Origin of the sequence: Rosistilla ulvae (assembly GCF_007741475.1) — a bacterium.
Lineage (GTDB): Bacteria > Planctomycetota > Planctomycetia > Pirellulales > Pirellulaceae > Rosistilla > Rosistilla ulvae.
The window spans coordinates 6,186,262-6,202,031 of sequence record NZ_CP036261.1 but is presented as its reverse complement, the minus strand read 5'-3'; the positions used below and the strand labels follow the sequence as shown (position 1 = coordinate 6,202,031).

Annotated in this window: 11 protein-coding genes; 6 read left to right on the top strand and 5 right to left on the bottom strand. The window is 58.7% G+C overall.

The genetic code is table 11. From position 1 onward, the window contains the following. Positions 1-654 precede the first annotated feature (654 nt). Complete coding sequence (locus EC9_RS22000) at positions 655-1,056, bottom strand: anti-sigma factor (protein WP_145348218.1); 402 nt, start codon at positions 1,054-1,056, stop codon at positions 655-657. 302 nt (positions 1,057-1,358) lie between these two features. Between EC9_RS22000 and EC9_RS21995 the strand changes: the two genes are divergently transcribed. Next, on the top strand, positions 1,359-2,783 hold the full coding sequence (locus tag EC9_RS21995) for a class II fumarate hydratase (protein ID WP_145285966.1): 1,425 nt from the start codon (positions 1,359-1,361) through the stop codon (positions 2,781-2,783). 81 nt (positions 2,784-2,864) lie between these two features. Here the strand turns inward: EC9_RS21995 and EC9_RS21990 are convergent, their stop codons facing one another. Beyond that, entirely contained in the window at positions 2,865-4,394 is a 1,530-nt protein-coding gene (locus EC9_RS21990; RefSeq protein ID WP_218934346.1) for an NfeD family protein, read from the bottom strand. A gap of 331 nt (positions 4,395-4,725) precedes the next feature. Here EC9_RS21990 and EC9_RS21985 point away from each other — a divergent pair, with 331 nt between their 5' ends. From EC9_RS21985 to EC9_RS21975, 3 genes are all read left to right on the top strand, one after another. Beyond that, a complete protein-coding gene (locus tag EC9_RS21985) occupies positions 4,726-5,838 on the top strand; it encodes an alpha/beta hydrolase (protein WP_246105823.1) in 1,113 nt (370 codons plus the stop codon). Positions 5,839-6,165: 327 nt separating this feature from the next. Further along, positions 6,166-7,968 (top strand): Hsp70 family protein, encoded by a 1,803-nt coding sequence (locus EC9_RS21980; protein ID WP_145348216.1) that lies wholly within the window; start codon positions 6,166-6,168, stop codon positions 7,966-7,968. A 13-nt stretch (positions 7,969-7,981) separates the two neighbouring features. Next, positions 7,982-8,875: an RAD55 family ATPase gene (locus EC9_RS21975; RefSeq protein ID WP_145348215.1), complete on the top strand. Its 894-nt coding sequence runs from the start codon at positions 7,982-7,984 to the stop codon at positions 8,873-8,875. A gap of 259 nt (positions 8,876-9,134) precedes the next feature. On the opposite strand, the gene EC9_RS21970 is transcribed toward EC9_RS21975, so the two are convergent. From EC9_RS21970 to trkA, 3 genes are all read right to left on the bottom strand, one after another. Then, positions 9,135-9,890, bottom strand: a complete 756-nt coding sequence (locus tag EC9_RS21970) for a polyprenol monophosphomannose synthase (protein ID WP_246105822.1) — start codon at positions 9,888-9,890, stop codon at positions 9,135-9,137. Between the two features lie 18 nt (positions 9,891-9,908). Further along, entirely contained in the window at positions 9,909-11,687 is a 1,779-nt protein-coding gene (locus EC9_RS21965) for an SMP-30/gluconolactonase/LRE family protein (protein WP_145348214.1), read from the bottom strand. An 82-nt stretch (positions 11,688-11,769) separates the two neighbouring features. Continuing rightward, on the bottom strand, positions 11,770-13,116 hold the full coding sequence (trkA, locus tag EC9_RS21960; protein ID WP_145348213.1) for a Trk system potassium transporter TrkA: 1,347 nt from the start codon (positions 13,114-13,116) through the stop codon (positions 11,770-11,772). A gap of 459 nt (positions 13,117-13,575) precedes the next feature. Here trkA and EC9_RS21955 point away from each other — a divergent pair, with 459 nt between their 5' ends. Together EC9_RS21955 and EC9_RS21950 are read left to right on the top strand one after the other, a co-directional pair. Continuing rightward, the gene (locus EC9_RS21955) at positions 13,576-13,797 is read left to right on the top strand and encodes a hypothetical protein (protein WP_145348212.1); all 222 of its coding nucleotides are present in this window, start codon (positions 13,576-13,578) and stop codon (positions 13,795-13,797) included. 96 nt (positions 13,798-13,893) lie between these two features. Continuing rightward, complete coding sequence (locus tag EC9_RS21950; protein ID WP_145348211.1) at positions 13,894-15,663, top strand: hypothetical protein; 1,770 nt, start codon at positions 13,894-13,896, stop codon at positions 15,661-15,663. Positions 15,664-15,770: the final 107 nt, after the last annotated feature.

Sequence of the window (15,770 nt, the reverse complement as noted above, 5' to 3'; positions counted from 1 at the left end):
TATGCCGAAGTCCCAAGACAGAACAGATCGAACCGTTGTCCAAGGCTGGAAACGTTTGCCGCTCACGGAGGCTTAGCTCGAGTATGGTTGCATGGCACTGGCAATACCTTCGGTCGTGCCAACCCTGGGACTTCGACCAGGAAGCACTGGCAAGAGCCAGTGGCACCCGGAGCGGTCGTACTACAGCCACAGAGAGCAGGAGTTTACAGAGGCTTGAGCTTGACTGTGATTTTTCACAGTGTGTTCGGTGGACTCAGTGGCTATTGAAGAAATGCACCCCCGTGGGTGCCACTGGCTCTTGCCAGTGCTTTTATGCCGAAGTCCCAAGACAGAACAGATCGAACCGTTACCCAACGCTGGAAACGTTTGCCGCTCACGGAGGCGTAGCTCGAGTATGGTTGCATGGCACTGGCAATACCTTCGGTCGTGCCAACCCTGGGACTTCGATTGGGAAGCACTGGCAAGAGCCAGTGGCACCCGGAGATGGTCACATATCCAATTCGTTAAGCCACAGAGAGCAGGAGTTCACAGAGACTTGAGCTTGCCAGTGATTTCCTCTGTGTGCTCGGAGAACTCGGTGGCTACTGGACGATCTTACGGGGAGAGCCTGAAGCATGAACGCAAGCTACCGACGCCGCTGGCTTTAACATTCCGCTACTTTTTCAGATGGCCGACGCTGGTCTGAAAGTATTTGCGACGGCGGGTGGCGGTTTGCGTGGCGGCTTCGCGCTGTTGCCCCTGCAGGTCTTCGAGATTCGCTTCGCAATACCGGCAACCGATCCGTTGGACGTGGAAGCGGACATATTCCGCCGCTTGTTCGTCCATCACTCCCAGCAGGAACTGCCCCAGTTCTTCGCGACTGAGGCAAGAGACGCGGTGCCGCCGCCAGATCGCTCCCAAACCGTGCATCCCCGCGTCCTGTTGGCCGCGGAGTGTGGCGAGGCGTTGGTGCAAATCGGTGTCGTCTCGCAGTTCGGCTTCGATTTCCGCCATCTGCGCCGCGGGGAGCGATTCATCGAGAAAGGCCTGCAAATCGGCATCGGTTCGTTCGGACATACGTATTCTGCGTGAGAGCGTTCAGACAAAGTGGGATCGATCGGTTGAATGGATAGGCTCGGTTTGAGATCGATCGGGGGCGCAAAAAATTGCCGTTTGGGCGTTCTTTATCGTACATCCCCCGCCGGGCTGCCGCTGGTCGGTTTGAATCGATCTCGGTAAAATCGCGTATCTTGGCCAGCTGGCAGCTCTTACAACCGTGGCGCATCGCATGCGATCTGGCTGGAGCATTGACGGCGGCAGTAGGTCAGTGAACATTCCTCCCCCAATCAAGTCATTCCACACCAGGCAGCGGATAAATTATGAGTGAATATCGAGTCGAACGCGATTCCATGGGCGAAGTTCAGGTTCCTGCAGAGGCCTACTACGGCGCTCAAACCCAACGCGCCGTGGAAAACTTTCCGATCAGCGGCTGGCGTTTGCCTGGTCCGATGATTCAAGCGATGGGCTTGGTTAAATTCGCGGCCGCCCGCGCCAACTACGACCTCGGCAAACTGACTGGTTCGGGAATGAATCCGTTGACCGAACACGATGTCGAGTGTCTGTCGAAGGCTTGCCGCGAAGTCGCCGATGGCGGGTTGGCCGATCAGTTTCCGATCGATGTCTTCCAGACCGGGTCGGGAACCAGCAGCAATATGAACGTCAACGAAGTCATCTCCAACCGAGCGATTGAATTGGCCGGTGGCGATCGGTTTGCCGAAAAGAAGACGATCCATCCGAACGATCACGTCAACATGGGGCAGAGCACCAACGACACCTTCCCGACCGCGATCCACGTCGCCGTGGGGATCGAAATCAAAGAGCGTTTGATTCCGGCGTTGCAGCGGCTGCGCGACAGCTTGCAAGAAAAGGCGACAGCTTGGGACCAGTTGATCAAGATCGGACGCACCCACTTGATGGACGCCACGCCACTGCGACTGGGACAAGAGATCGGTGGCTTTGTCCGCCAGATCGACCTCTCGATCGGCCGCGCCCAATCCGCGATCGCTGCGGTTTGCGAACTGCCAGTCGGCGGGACGGCTGTCGGCACCGGGATCAACACCCATCCCGAATTTGGCCGCCGCGTGTCGGAGATCCTGGCCAGCGAAACGAACATCGATTTCGTAGAAGCCGAAAACCACTTCGAAGCCAACGCCCAACGCGATGGTTTGGTCGAATGCCACGGGCAACTGAAGTGCATCGCCCAGACGCTGTTCAACGTTTCGAACAACATCCGATGGTTGGGCAGCGGCCCTCGCTGCGGCTTCTTTGAATTGAAGCTGCCCAGCCGCCAGCCGGGCAGCTCGATCATGCCAGGCAAAGTCAATCCCGTGATGTGCGAAAGCATGATGCAGTTGAACGCCCGCGTCGTCGGCAACGACGCCTGCATCACGATGTCGGGAGCGACCGGCGGCAACTTCCAGCTGAACATTATGATGCCCGTAATGGCTCAAACGACTCTTGAGTCGATCCACCTGCTGTCCGCGGGAACCGAAGCGTTTGTCGATTTCTGCGTCGCGGAATTGGAAGCCAATCCCGAAGCGTGCGAAGCTGCCGTCGAACAGAGCCTTTCGATGTGCACCAGCCTGAACCCATTGATCGGTTACGACATGGCGGCCAAGTTGGCCAAAGAGGCGTTTGCGACCGGCAAGACGATTCGCGAACTGTGCCGCGAAAAGGGTATCCTTCCCGAAGAGACGCTGACCGAAGCGTTGGATCCGATGAGCATGACCGAACCGCACGAATAATCGTTGCGGGACGCGTCGCTGGGACAGTCGGCTTCGCTTCGATCGAAGCGAAGCCCGACAACGCCCCCCAGCGTTTTCGAATCAAGTGGTCGAACGGACGACCACGCGGGTGCCGTGCTTCTGAACGATCTTCACCCCTTTGCCCGCTTCGACAAATTCTCCTTCGGTGATCACGTCGACCAGTTCGTCGCCAAAGGCGGCTTTCCCTGCCGGACGCAGTGGTGAGGTGGCGATTCCCGCATCGCCGACGTCGACCTGTTCCCAAGCTGCCGGCCGATTCGAAGCGGAATAGGCAGTCCCCACGGCGACGGCAGCCGCTTGGTCGTCGACCTCTGGCGGCAACAGGGCGATCCGGCGGAAGAGCGGAAAGTCCAGCAGATAGCGGCTGCCGACCATCGCCAACACAACAAAGGCGATCATCGACGCACCGACGGTCGCCAGCGTCTTGTTCAGCTGCATCAGATCGCGTGTGCTCTCGGGCCAGACGACGTTTCGGGACGCCATCACCAGCGATCCCAGAACCAGCAGGAAGCCGGAGATCCCGGGAACACCAAAGCCTGGAATCACGAAAATCTCACACGCGATGAAGATCAGCCCAACGGCAAACAGCGTCACCTCTAACCAGCCCGATGTGCCTCCCAGAAAGCGACTCCAGAAGAAGAGTCCAAAACAGAGCGTCGAGACGAGGCCCCCCATTCCCAAACCAGGGGCACTGAATTCGATGAAGATCGCCAACAGACCGATCACGAATAACAGGAACGTAATCAGCGGCAGGTTCAACACCCAGACCAAGGTATCGATGCCGGTTTGGGCGAGCACCTTGGGCTCTTTGGCGATTCCCAGTTGTTCGTAGAGTTCGGTTTTGGAATCGGCCAGGCCGTTGGCGATCTGCAGTTCGACGGCTCGCTTACCGGTGACGGTTAAGAACGTATTTTCGCGAGCCTCCATCACCGGCTTGCCCTGTTCCCAATCCTCCGCGTCGGGCAACGAATCCCATTCGGCTTTGGTGTAATACCAAACGCGCCCGTCCTGTTTGTGTGTCGCTTGGAAGACCTGGACATCTTTATGCATCATCGCTTCGGCAAGCGCTGGCGGTCGGCCACCGGCATCGGCGACTTCGCGAATGTCCGCCACCATCTTGCTGAGGATTTTTTCGGGAGCGTATTTGAACGGGCCGCCCAAGATCTCTTGAGCGATCACACCGGCGTCTCCCAACATCGCGCCGGGACGCATGATGATCTCGTCGCATCCGAGCGCTGCGATCGCCGCTCCGCTGATCGCTTGGTCCTCGACATAGGCCACCGTCTTGGCCCACTTCAGATCGCGCAGCCGCCGGGCGATATCGAAGCTGACGTCGGCAAACCCGCCGGGGCTGTCGATGTCGATGATCACCACATCGACTCCCATTTCGCGAGCCTCTTCCAGCTTGCGATCCAGGAACGCACCGGTCAGCGGCGTGATCTCACCATGCAACGGAATCACGACAGCGGTCGCCGCCGCCGGCTTTTCGGCTGCTGGCGGTTTCGCTTCCGGTTCCTGAGCCCAGCCGCTCAGCGGCGAAGCTCCAAACAGTAAGATCAGCCCGAGGCTGCGAACGATATTCCCGAACATCAGAGTCTCGCTTCCATTAATCCGCCAGTGGCAACGCATCGTGTTTCCATTATAGGAAATCCGCCCACCCGCGTTAAAGGCTTCTAACCGCGAGATCCGAGGCGCATTTTTTGCTAAGAACCCTCGCTGTCGCTGGAAGAATTTAATATCGGTGGTAAGAAACGGGGCAGACGGATCGGTTTCTGTCGGTTGGTATAATCGGGCTAGATTCCAAGAGGAGCGGCAGATGGCGCGGAACCGAGAGGGGCGACGTGGGTTCAAGCGATGCAGGGAGCAGTCGTTTTAAGGTTTGAATGTCGGCTGATGCTTAACTTTTTGAGGTTCCGATCCAATGCAACACGTAAAATCGATGGCGCTGACCGCAAGTTTGATCGTCTGTTGGGCGACGACCTCGCTTGGACAATCCGATGGACCGGCGAACCACGCTCCAGCTCTAGGGATCTATGAACGCGTGCAGCGCGACGATCAGAACCAAGATGGAATGGTCAGCCGCGATGAGTTTCGCGGACCGTTGCGATTGTTTGATCGATTGGATCGCGATGGGGATGACATGCTCACTCGCAAGGACTTTTCAATGCAGCCGCGCCGAGAACGCTCTGGCATGAAGACCCTCGATGACGTCCAAGTGATGCGCGATGTGGTGTATGGACAAGGTGGCGGACGCGACCTGACGATGCATCTGGTGCTGCCCAAAGAACCAGCGGATCAACCGCTGCCGGTCTACGTCTGGCTCCACGGAGGTGGTTGGATGGCAGGCAACAAGGATGGCGGCGTTCAGCAGGTGATTCCGGCGGTGCGCAGCGGGTTTGTGGGGGCGACGATCGAGTATCGGTTGTCGGGGGAAGCGATCTTTCCGGCGCAGATCGAAGACTGCAAGTGTGCGATCCGCTACCTGCGAGCGAATGCAAAAAAATACAATATCGATGTCAAGCGAATCGCGGTGGGGGGCAGTTCCGCAGGTGGTCATTTGGCGGCGTTGATCGGGACTTCGGCGGGCGCTGCGGATTTGGAAGGGATCGGCGGTTGGGCGGATCAGCGAAGCGATGTGCAAGCGGTTGTCGATCTCTATGGCCCGACCGACCTGGTGCAGTTCGTCCAAACACCCGGCTACGAATCGCATGCGCGATCGAACTCGCCCGAAACGAGACTGCTGGGGGGCGAAGTCCTCAAGCGACTCGATGCCGCTGAAAAAGCGAATCCGATCCACTACGTCGACGAAAGCGATCCTCCCTTTCTGATCATTCACGGCAGCAACGATCGAACGGTTCCAGCGAATCAAAGCGAAGCGATCTACAAGGCGTTGCAGGGGGCGGGAGTCGACAGCAAACTGCATCTGATCGAAGGGGCGGGGCACGGCGGTCGCGAATTTGCCGAACCGGAGATCCGCGAGATGCAGTTGGAGTTTCTGTTGCGGACGGTGGGATCCCAATCGTCGCAAGAATAGAGCGAAGTCATTCGGAAGTAAGGCTAGCGAGTCCAATCGCAGTGAAAGCCTTCGCCTTGGGGACCTGCTGCGACGAGCCTTGCGATTTTTCTGGGGGGGCGGGCCCCTGACGCATCGATTCGATCTCGCCGTCAGAGCATCGCACTGTTTCAATCGGTTGTCTGGATCAGTTCTCTTGTTCCCTGACCGTCCTGAGTGTGCTGCACTTGGAGGTGAGTGCCGTGCGATTTTGATCGGACACAACAAAACGTTTGATCGTCCTCGAGGCTCGCGATAGGATACGGTTCGCGTCGACGTCAGCTCTTCCGCGTCCAAAGGCGAACTATTATGACGACTCCAAAACATCTTGCGGTTGGGATCGATCTGGGGACTACGTTTTCATCACTCGCCTACTTGGACAGCGACGGGCGACCGCAGACCGTTCCCAATGCCGAGGGTGATCTGACAACCCCCAGTGCCGTCTTCTTCGACCGATCGCGACCGGTGGTTGGGTGCGAGGCGATCGAGGCGGGGACGATCGAACCGGAGCGGTTGGCCTTGTTTGCCAAGCGGGATGTTGGAGAGCAGGCTTATGAAAAACAGATTCGCGGTGAATCGCTTCCGCCCGAAGTCGTTCAAGCGTTGGTCTTGAAGAAGTTGATCGACGACGCACAGCCGCGACTGGGGCAGATTACCAAAGCGGTGGTGACAGTTCCCGCCTTCTTCAACGAACCGTGCCGCAAGGCGACGCAGGATGCCGGCCGTTTGATCGGTTTGGAAATTCTGGACATCATCAACGAACCGACCGCCGCGGCGATCGCGTATGGCGTGCAGTCGGGATTCCTGGCCAGCGATGGGACCAGCGAACATCGCCGCCGCGTGCTGGTCTACGATCTTGGCGGCGGGACGTTTGACGTGACGGTGATGGAAATCGATGGGATGCAGTACCGGGCGTTGGCAACCGCCGGGGATGTCTATCTCGGTGGCATCGACTGGGACGCACGGATCGTCGACTACGCCTGTGAACAGTTCATGCTGCAGCACGATTGCGATCCGCGTGACGATCCCGCGTTGGCTCAAGAGTTGACCAAGAAGGCGACGTTGGCAAAACACGCGTTGTGTCAGCGCGATGAGTTCCCGATCGTGTTCACTCACGAAGGGCATCGGTTCAAGCTGCCGCTGTCGCGAGAGAAGTTTGAGTTTTTGACATCGGACCTTGTCGACCGCACGATCCTGACGATGCAGATGGCGGTCCGCGATGCTCGGCTGTCGATGGGGGAACTGTCGCGGATCATCCTTGTCGGCGGATCGACTCGGATGCCGATGATCCAGGCGGCTGTCGAAGCGGCGACGGGGCAGCAGGTCGACCGCACGTTGTCTCCCGACGAAGCGATTGGGCAGGGAGCGGCATTGTACGCGGGTTTGTTGCTGCGCAGCGGAGGGAGCAAGATCGCGGGGATGTCGGTCAGTAACGTCAACTCCCACGACCTGGGCGTCTTGGCGATCGAAAACGCGACCGGACGGCCGCGGCGGCAGATCATGATCCCTCGCAACAACGCACTGCCGGCTAAACGAACGGTTCGCTTTCGCACCCACCAGCCCGACCAAAGCAGCGTCAAAATCCAGGTCGTCGAAGGGGGAGACGATAGCGGCAACGACGCCACGCAGATCGGAAACTGCGTGATCGACGAACTGCCCGATTCGCTGCCGCAGGGAACTTCGGTCGATGTTCAGTTTCGCTACAGCGGCGATGGACGCTTGCGGGTGACGGCGACGATGCCCGATATCGATCGCCAGGTTCGCTTGACTCTGAATCGCGATGCTGGCCTGACGCCCGACACCTTCGATTATTGGCGGCAGCGAATCGCCGACGGGATGCCCGACAGTTCGGTCGATTCCCTCTCGCCGTCGCAAAAGAGTGAACCTTCGAGGGGCCTGGACAGTCCAGAAGATTCGAGCGACGATCAAGCAACGGAGTTTGCCTTGCGAACCGATGCCAAGCATGTTGGCAAGAAGCACAAGGTGGCCCCGCCCCAAGAAGCTGCGATCGTTGCCCAGGAAGCTGTAAATTCGACTCCCGAATCAGCCTCTCCAGCTCCCCCGATGCCCGATTTTTCGTCGCTGAAAAGCATGGCGAAGAAGAAAAAATAGCCAGAGCCCACCTATGCCCGAACGCCTCTCCACCGGAAATCCAACACTCGATCAAATGCTCGGCGGCGGTTTGCTGCCAGGAACGCTAACGGTTGTCGCGGGGGCGACCGGGATCGGCAAGACGCAGCTTGGAATCAGTTATCTGTTTGCCGGCAGCTCGCAAAACGAACCGCAAGGCGCGATGTTGGATCTGAGTGCGCGAGGCGATTCGCAAAACCACGCCGGTTATGCCCAGCGACTGTTCGATGCCGATTGGCGCAGCGTCGCCCCCGATACGATGCCGTCGGGATCGGGCAATGAATGGGTGTTTGATTCGGAAGTGCGGATGCCCAACTCGCTGAACATGTTGGGGTATTCCGGACGCCGCGTGGTCCGCGATCAAATGGATCCCGATCAATGGAACGAGTGGCAGCGGCAATTGAACCGCAGCCTGAACAAGATGATTGGATTTCTGTACGGTCACCTGGTTCGCGGCACGCGGCGGTTTGTGATCGATGGGATCGAACCGTCGGATCGTCCCGAGGATTCGCTGCAGATGGAGTTGTTCGAATACGCTTACCATCGCGTGATGCGACAGGAACACGACTGGGTCGCTCGCGATCTGCTGCGTCAAGACTTCCGGCACTTTGCCGATCAAGTGACCGCCCACGCCTACAGCAACTCCGAAGCCGCCTGCCTGCTGTTGTGTACAACTCCCGAATCGATGCTCGATCAATTGATCGATCGCCCGCTAGCCAACGGCGATCTGGGAGCATTGGCCAACACGTTGATCTACATGGGCAAGATTCGCGACGGGCTGCAGATGCGGCGAGGTCTCTACATCGCCAAACATCGCGGCAGCCAGTGCGATGACAACGTGCGGTTGTTCGAGATCGATGAGGCCGGCCTGCAGCTATCGGCCGGCTAAGCAGGTCGTATTGTATTTTTCGTTTAACCGCGGGCATCGGGCCGCGCGGCCTTGAAAAACGCGGGGCGATGCCCGCGCGGTTAAACTCAATACCGTTCAACGATGCGTAGTGGACGAGGTTACGAGTCCTTTTGCGTCAGACCAAATCGCTGGGACTCGTAACCTCGTCCACTACATCCCGCCGCTAATTCTTTCGAAGGTCCGAGGCTCCTTCGTTGAACGGCATTGTGGTTAAACGAGAAAACTCCCTGCTTGCTGCTTAGCGTCGCGGCGAACAGGCGATGCGAGCCAGCATGGCGATCGATTTCACCGCCTCGCCGAGACTCAGCTTCGACGAACCCTGAACGCGGTTGACGAAGCGAATCGGAATTTCGACGATCTTTGCATCGCGATGGGTCAGCAGCCACAAGATCTCTTCGAGCATCGCGTACCCGCTGGCGCGGATCCGGTTGAGATCGACTTTATCGAGCGTGTCGACGCGGTAACATCGATACGCTCCGCTGCAGTCGCGGGCTTGCAGCCCCAAGGCGATCCGAGCGACACGATTCAGCAGACCGCTGATCACCAATCGCGACATCGGCCAGCCTTCGATCGCTCCGCCGGGAACGTAGCGCGAACCGATCACGACGTCGGCCTGTTCGCGATGGGCGACGTCGACAAGCTTCGGAATTTCGACCGGGTCGTGACTCATGTCGCCATCGAGATTGACCAGGAAGTCGTAACCCGCGTCGCTGGCGTGCCGCATCGCAGCGACGATCGCGCTGCCGAGGCCAAGCTTGCGACCGCGTTGGATCACTGTGAACCAAGGATCGCGCCCCGCCTTATCGGCAGCCCATTCGCCGGTCCCATCGGGCGACCCATCGTCGACGACCAGCACGTCGGCTGACGGCAGGGCGGCGCGGATGCCAGCGACCAATTCGGGCAAGCTGTCCAGTTCGTTATATGTGCAGACAGCCACTAACACGCGCGCCACCGGCGCGCCGCCATGCTCGTCCTTGTCGGGCGAATCAATCACCGAATCTTTGCTCTCCGCCTACAGTCGTGGCTTGGGTGGTTTGACGGGTTGTTTCCAGTTGTCGGCACCGACTAACTGCGTTTTGCGACGATAGATCTTGTCCACATTGGCCACGTACAGCGTCTTGCGATCGGGACCGCCAAACGTCGCGTAGCTAGGACGTCGCGAACCTGGAGGCATTGGCAAAATCAGATGCGAGCGTCCCGGTTGGTCGCAGATCTGAACGCCCATCGCCGTTGTGGAAATCAGCCAACCATCTTGGGAGACACACATCCCATCCAACAACCCGCGAGGATCGGCGGCGGGGATCTCCAAGTGGAAATAGGGCTGCTTGTATTTCAGCGATCCATCGTCGGCGATCTGAAATGCGTTGATGAACCGCCCGGGGAAGTGGCCGACAAACAACTGAGTCTGATCGGCGCTGAGTCCAATCCCGTTGCAGTCTTTGAAATTGTCGACAGCCTTCCGCTCGCGCGTCTTCGCGTCGAGCGACCAGATCTTGCCGGCTGGCGGATCGGTGTAATAGATCGTGCCGTCGTGGCGGACGACGATGTCGTTGCTGGTCGTCCCCTCGGCGATGACTTCCATCTCAAGGGTCTTCAAATCCCAGGCGCGGATCTGGCGGGCACCGCTGGCGGCACCATACAGTCGGCCGTCGGGGCCCAGGGAGATCCCGTTGGTTTTTCCGGTATCGGAGACGATCAGGCTGACCTCGCCGTCGGGCGTGACCTTATAAAGTTCGCTCGCCGGGACGTCGGTAAAGTAGAGCGTACCGTCGTCGGTCACCGCCAAGCCCTCGGCCCACTTGTGCCCTTCGCTAACCAGTTCCCAGCCTTCGCCATCGACAAGGAATTTGTTGGCTTCGCTGTTGGATCGGTCCAGATGCGTGCTAACCGGTTGGGTATCAAAGTCTTTCCACAACCAACGCATCACGTCGGGCATGATCGCTGTGCCATGCTTGCTACTGTGAAATCCTTCGCCCCAGGTGTGCTCGACTTCATATCCAGCCCACTGCAACGCTCGCAACAGAGTCTGGTTGGCCATCCACCAATCGCCGGCGTAGATGTTCAGATCGTTCGATCCGTCCTGCAGGTAAATCCGCAGCGGCTTCGGTTCGGTCTTGCGGACCAGCGTCGCCAGTTCGTGTCCGCCGCGGAGTCCGACATAGGTTCCGACAGTGGTGAAGACGCGGCGGAAATGATCGGGGCGCTGCCAAGCGACGTTGTAGGCGCAGATGCCGCCGGAGCTGCTGCCGCAGATCGCGCGGAGATTGGGATCGTCGGTCAGTTGAACGTTGTGTTCCTTCTCGACAAACGGCAGCATCTCGTCGATCAGAAAGTTGGCGTAGCTATCGTCGACGCTGTCGTATTCATACGACCGATTGAATCGCGATTGTGCGTTGTCGTTGGGGGCGGGAACGACACCGGGATTGATGAAGACGGCGATCGTAACTGGCATCTCGCCGGCGGCGATCAGATTGTCGAAGATGTTCGGAATCCGGTAGCCTCCCTCGCGGCGAGCGTATCCACCGCCGTCTTGGAAGACCATCAATGCTGCCGGTTTGGATCCGTCGTATTGCTTGGGGACATAGACCCAATAATCGCGGACCGTTCCAGGATAGATCTGCGAAGCATTGAACACGCCCTTGGTGATCGTGCCGACAGGAACCCCTTCTTTGAGCAAAGCGTCGGGATGCTGCGGATAGCTTTCCGCCTGGCGGGTCTTCGGTTGCGCGGCGGCGAAGCTGGCGAGCAACAGCAGCGCGATGGCGGTCGTTAACGGGCGTGCTATGTTCATTGGAGGTGCCTGGAAGGAAGTGCGGCGCGAGTGGAATGTTTGAGCAGCGAACTCTGATCCGTCGCGCGGAGCCAATAACGAATCATCCCACTTTAAACAGCGAGATCGTGGAATCGAGCGTATTCTGGTCGATCAGGGCAACGATTACATCACCGAGGCGCAGCTGGTCTTTCGCCGTCGGAACACGGACAAAGCCGTCGCGCATGATCGCGGCGATCAGGCAGCGGCCCGACAGCGGCAATTGCATCAGCGGAGCCTTGGTGACCGGAACGTCTTCGTCGATTTCGATCTCGTAGACGCCGATCGATCCCTCGGGCAATTGACTCTGCGAAATGATCGGGCCATCGTTCATGAAGCCCATCACCTGACGAGCGACCGCATCGCGTTCGCTGACCGCCACATCGATGCCCAGCTTGGCGACGACGTTGGCATAGTCGGGACGGCCAACGACCGCCATCACCTTGTGCGCCCCGAGTTCTCGCGCTTCGACGCCCGCCATGATGTTGTTCTCATCGTTGCCGGTGCAGGCGACAAAATAGTCCGCCTTGCCGACTCCTTCGTCTTCCAAAACCGAGCGGCGATTGGCGTTGGCGGTGACCACGGTCGCCGATGGCAGCAGCGTGGCGAGGTGCTCGCAGCGTTGCGGATCTTCATCCAAGATCAAGATCCGGTACTCTGACTTGTTAAGCGATTGAGCCAGATGGTATCCAGTCTCGCCACCGCCGGCGATGATCACGTTGCGACGGGGGATGCGAGTCGATTCGGGAGCGAACTGAGCCCTGGCTTCGGCGACGTCTTTGGGGAATCCGATCAGGCTGATCGAATCGCCGGCGTGGATCTCGTCTTCACCACCGGCGATCCAACGTCGACCTTGACGCGAGATCGAACCGATCCGCACGCCGTGGCTGAGCTTCAATTCGCGAAGCGGTTTGCCGACGGCGGGAGCTTTGATCGCCACCGTCAATTCGTAGACTTCCAATTGCCCGCGAGCAAAGTGCTCCAACGGGATCGACCCCGGGTTGCGAATACTGCGAGCCAATTCGGTCGCCGAGAGCTGCTCGAGACTCAACAGCCGATCGATGTTGAAGTGCTGTTGGTAATCGAAAGTGCTCATGTCGCGGAACGCGGGAGCGTAGACTCGAGCGATCGCCCGCCGCGCGCCAAGCGCCTTGGCCATGCTGGCCGCCACGATATTGACTTCATCGTCGCCGGTCACCGCCAGACAGATATCGGCTCCGCAAATGTCGGCTTGGAACAAGACCGTGCTCTGCGATCCGCTGCCGTGGATCGCCCGGACATCCAGTTCGGCATTGATCCGCCGGACCTCTTCGGGGTTACTGTCGATCACCGTGACGCTGTGTCGGGCGCGACATAATAGATCGGCAATCCAAGTTCCCACCGTTCCGGCACCGAGGATGATCGCTTGCATAGGTCGCTATCGAGCTCTTGAACTGAAGGGGATAGTTAAACCGCGGACCGACGGCTGCCTGGCACCGCCGGGGGGATCGGGCATTGTAGTCGATTCGATGTGATAACCGAAGCGGGACCGACCGGCAATGCAAGCCAAGAGAGCCTAATTATTGGTAGTTAAGGGAAGGTGGTTGACCCGTAGGTCGATTGTCTCCGCCGCGGACGGTCTCCCCACCCACAGCGGTATTCCCGGGCGAGCGGAGGGCGATGCTAGCAAGCCTGGCGTTGGATGTTGTCCGATTCGTTGGGGGGGCCAAGCCGTTTGTTGAGTGTTTTTTCGATTTATCGAGCAAACTTCTTGATCGAAACTGTTATCAGCGGTGTTTGGATTCCGATTGAGTGGATTAGGGCGGGCGTTGGTCTTTTGTTCAAGCTGACGGCCGTGCGTTGTTATCCATGATTCGGAAAGGCTGGCGCGATGGATCCTATCTACTACTTCAGCAAGAACCCCGACTTGGCGGCGTTGCATGTGGCCGCCTTCTTTTTCGTGCTGGGACTCGCTGTCGGGTGGGTGTTGTGGTCGGGCAACCGCCGGCAGGTTCGCAATCTGGATCGCGAGAACGATGCGATCGCCAAACAGCTTGAAACCGATTGCTATCAGCAAACCCAATTGGAACGCGAATCGTCGCTGCTGAGTTGATCTGGCGGGCGAAATTTTCAAGGCCCGCTTGGATCGATCTGTTCGCTGTTTTGAAAGTGCCATTTGTTTCCGTTATTCCCCAACGATTGAATTCCCATGTTTATTGCGCGTCTTGATTATGCGATGACTCACCTGGGGTGGCTCGGTTTCCTAACCGCGGTCTATTTCGCAGGGATCGGGATCTGGCTGGCTCAATTGTTGTGGCGGCGCAACAAGGCGGCTGTCTGGCAGGATCGCAGCGAGATCTACGCAGAATATCGCGACCTGCATCAACGATCGCTCGAAAACCAAACGGAGTTGTTGGAAGCTTGCGAGATTCATGAGACCAGCCTGCTGCAGCGAGAAGCTCAGCTGGACGAGACGAAAAAGCAGCTGGGCAATGCAAACGGGGAGCTGGTCGACGCAAAACGCCAGTTGGACGAAACGAAGCACCGGCTGGTCGAGACAGAGAGCCAGCTGGCCGAAGCGAAAAGCCAACTGGGCGACACACAGAAACGGTTGGCGGATGCCGAAGCCAAGAATGTCGAACAACAGATCGCTGCGGACAAGCAGGAGGCGGGGCACCAGTGCATGGTGACCTCTTGGAGTCAGCAAGTTGCGAAGCTGGATGCCGCCCTGGCGCTGACTGCCAATGATGCCAAAGCAGCTCAAGAACGGTACACGCAGAGCACTCAAGAGCTCAGCGCGCTGCGAACTCAATATGCTGAGTTGACCCAGCAGTTGGCCGACGCCGAAAACGAGCAAGTCTCGATGGACCAAGTCGATCGGGAATACGATCGCTTGCGTGGGCATCTGGCCACGCTGCGGCAGCAGCTTGAATCGACGCAGGCGAATCTCGTTGAACGCGAGCAACGCTGCGAACGGTTGTCCGAACAGTTGCAAGAAGCTCAAGATGATCTGAAGCTGCGGGGCACGTTGTTGGAGGATTTACGCGAATTGCAGACGGCGACGGTTGCGAAATTGAATGCCGTTCGCCAGACCGATGAGACGCTGGCCCAGTTGCAGGCCGAACGCGACCAGCTCCAAGAGAAGTTTCACGCCGTCGAATTCGAGCTCGAAGCAGCGTTGCGAAACGGGCATGCTGCCGAACAGGAAGTGGGCCAAGTCGCGGATCAATTGGCAATTGCCGCCGCCGCATCGGAGGCTGACCGCGCCGAGGACCAGTCGCAAATCGCGGCCTTGCGTCGCCAGTTGGCCGATGTCGAGTCGCGGCTGGACGCGGTGGTTCATCGCCCCGACGATGCGGACGATCTGACTGAGATCTTTGGCGTCAGCCGTCGCTTGGAAGACCAGCTGAACGAAGCGGGCGTGTTCCGTTTCGAACAGATGGCCGAATGGACCAATCGGGAGAAGTGTCAGTTCGAGCGGCTGTTGGGACGACTGGGATGCGTCCGCGATGGGAAGTGGTGCGAGCAGGCCAAGGAGTTGCTGACATTGGCCGACGAATCGGGTGAGCGAACGCCTGAGCCGGTGAAACCGAAGGCAACTTCCTACCTGCGGGCACTGAGAACTTATGGGAACGTTTCGGTCACCGTGGACGAGACGTTAGGTGTCGTCTTCACACGGCGACCCAGCTACGTCGACGATCTGACGGTGGTTCGCGGGATCGGGCACGTCAACCAACGCTGTCTGCGGAAGGCGGGCGTCTACCGTCTGCAGCAGATCGCCGACTGGAACGAGTACAACGTCTGGGCGTTCAACGAATTGTTGAGCTTCAAGGGGCGGATCGAACGGGAAAATTGGGTCGGCCAAGCGCAAGATGTGCTGGCGTTTCGCGGCAAGCAAGACGCAGACGAGACGATGTCGATCAGCATCGATTCGTCGAGCGATTCGAGCGACGGCGAATCGAGCCGCGCCGCGGCTTAAAAGCAACTCCGTCGTCTTTTCGCAGGCGTTTTCCGTCGACGGCGTCCACTCCAACAAAAACGGGAATGCGTCCGAAGAGCGCATTCCCGTCAGGAGTTATCAAACTT

Bases quoted from the DNA above. Each gene is read 5' to 3' on its own strand.
- EC9_RS22000 (WP_145348218.1), bottom strand. From the start codon at position 1,056: ATGTCCGAACGAACCGATGCCGATTTGCAGGCCTTTCTCGATGAATCG.
- EC9_RS21995 (WP_145285966.1), top strand. From the start codon at position 1,359: ATGAGTGAATATCGAGTCGAACGCGATTCCATGGGCGAAGTTCAGGTT.
- EC9_RS21990 (WP_218934346.1), bottom strand. From the start codon at position 4,394: ATGTTCGGGAATATCGTTCGCAGCCTCGGGCTGATCTTACTGTTTGGA.
- EC9_RS21985 (WP_246105823.1), top strand. From the start codon at position 4,726: ATGCAACACGTAAAATCGATGGCGCTGACCGCAAGTTTGATCGTCTGT.
- EC9_RS21980 (WP_145348216.1), top strand. From the start codon at position 6,166: ATGACGACTCCAAAACATCTTGCGGTTGGGATCGATCTGGGGACTACG.
- EC9_RS21975 (WP_145348215.1), top strand. From the start codon at position 7,982: ATGCCCGAACGCCTCTCCACCGGAAATCCAACACTCGATCAAATGCTC.
- EC9_RS21965 (WP_145348214.1), bottom strand. From the start codon at position 11,687: ATGAACATAGCACGCCCGTTAACGACCGCCATCGCGCTGCTGTTGCTC.
- trkA (WP_145348213.1), bottom strand. From the start codon at position 13,116: ATGCAAGCGATCATCCTCGGTGCCGGAACGGTGGGAACTTGGATTGCC.
- EC9_RS21955 (WP_145348212.1), top strand. From the start codon at position 13,576: ATGGATCCTATCTACTACTTCAGCAAGAACCCCGACTTGGCGGCGTTG.
- EC9_RS21950 (WP_145348211.1), top strand. From the start codon at position 13,894: ATGTTTATTGCGCGTCTTGATTATGCGATGACTCACCTGGGGTGGCTC.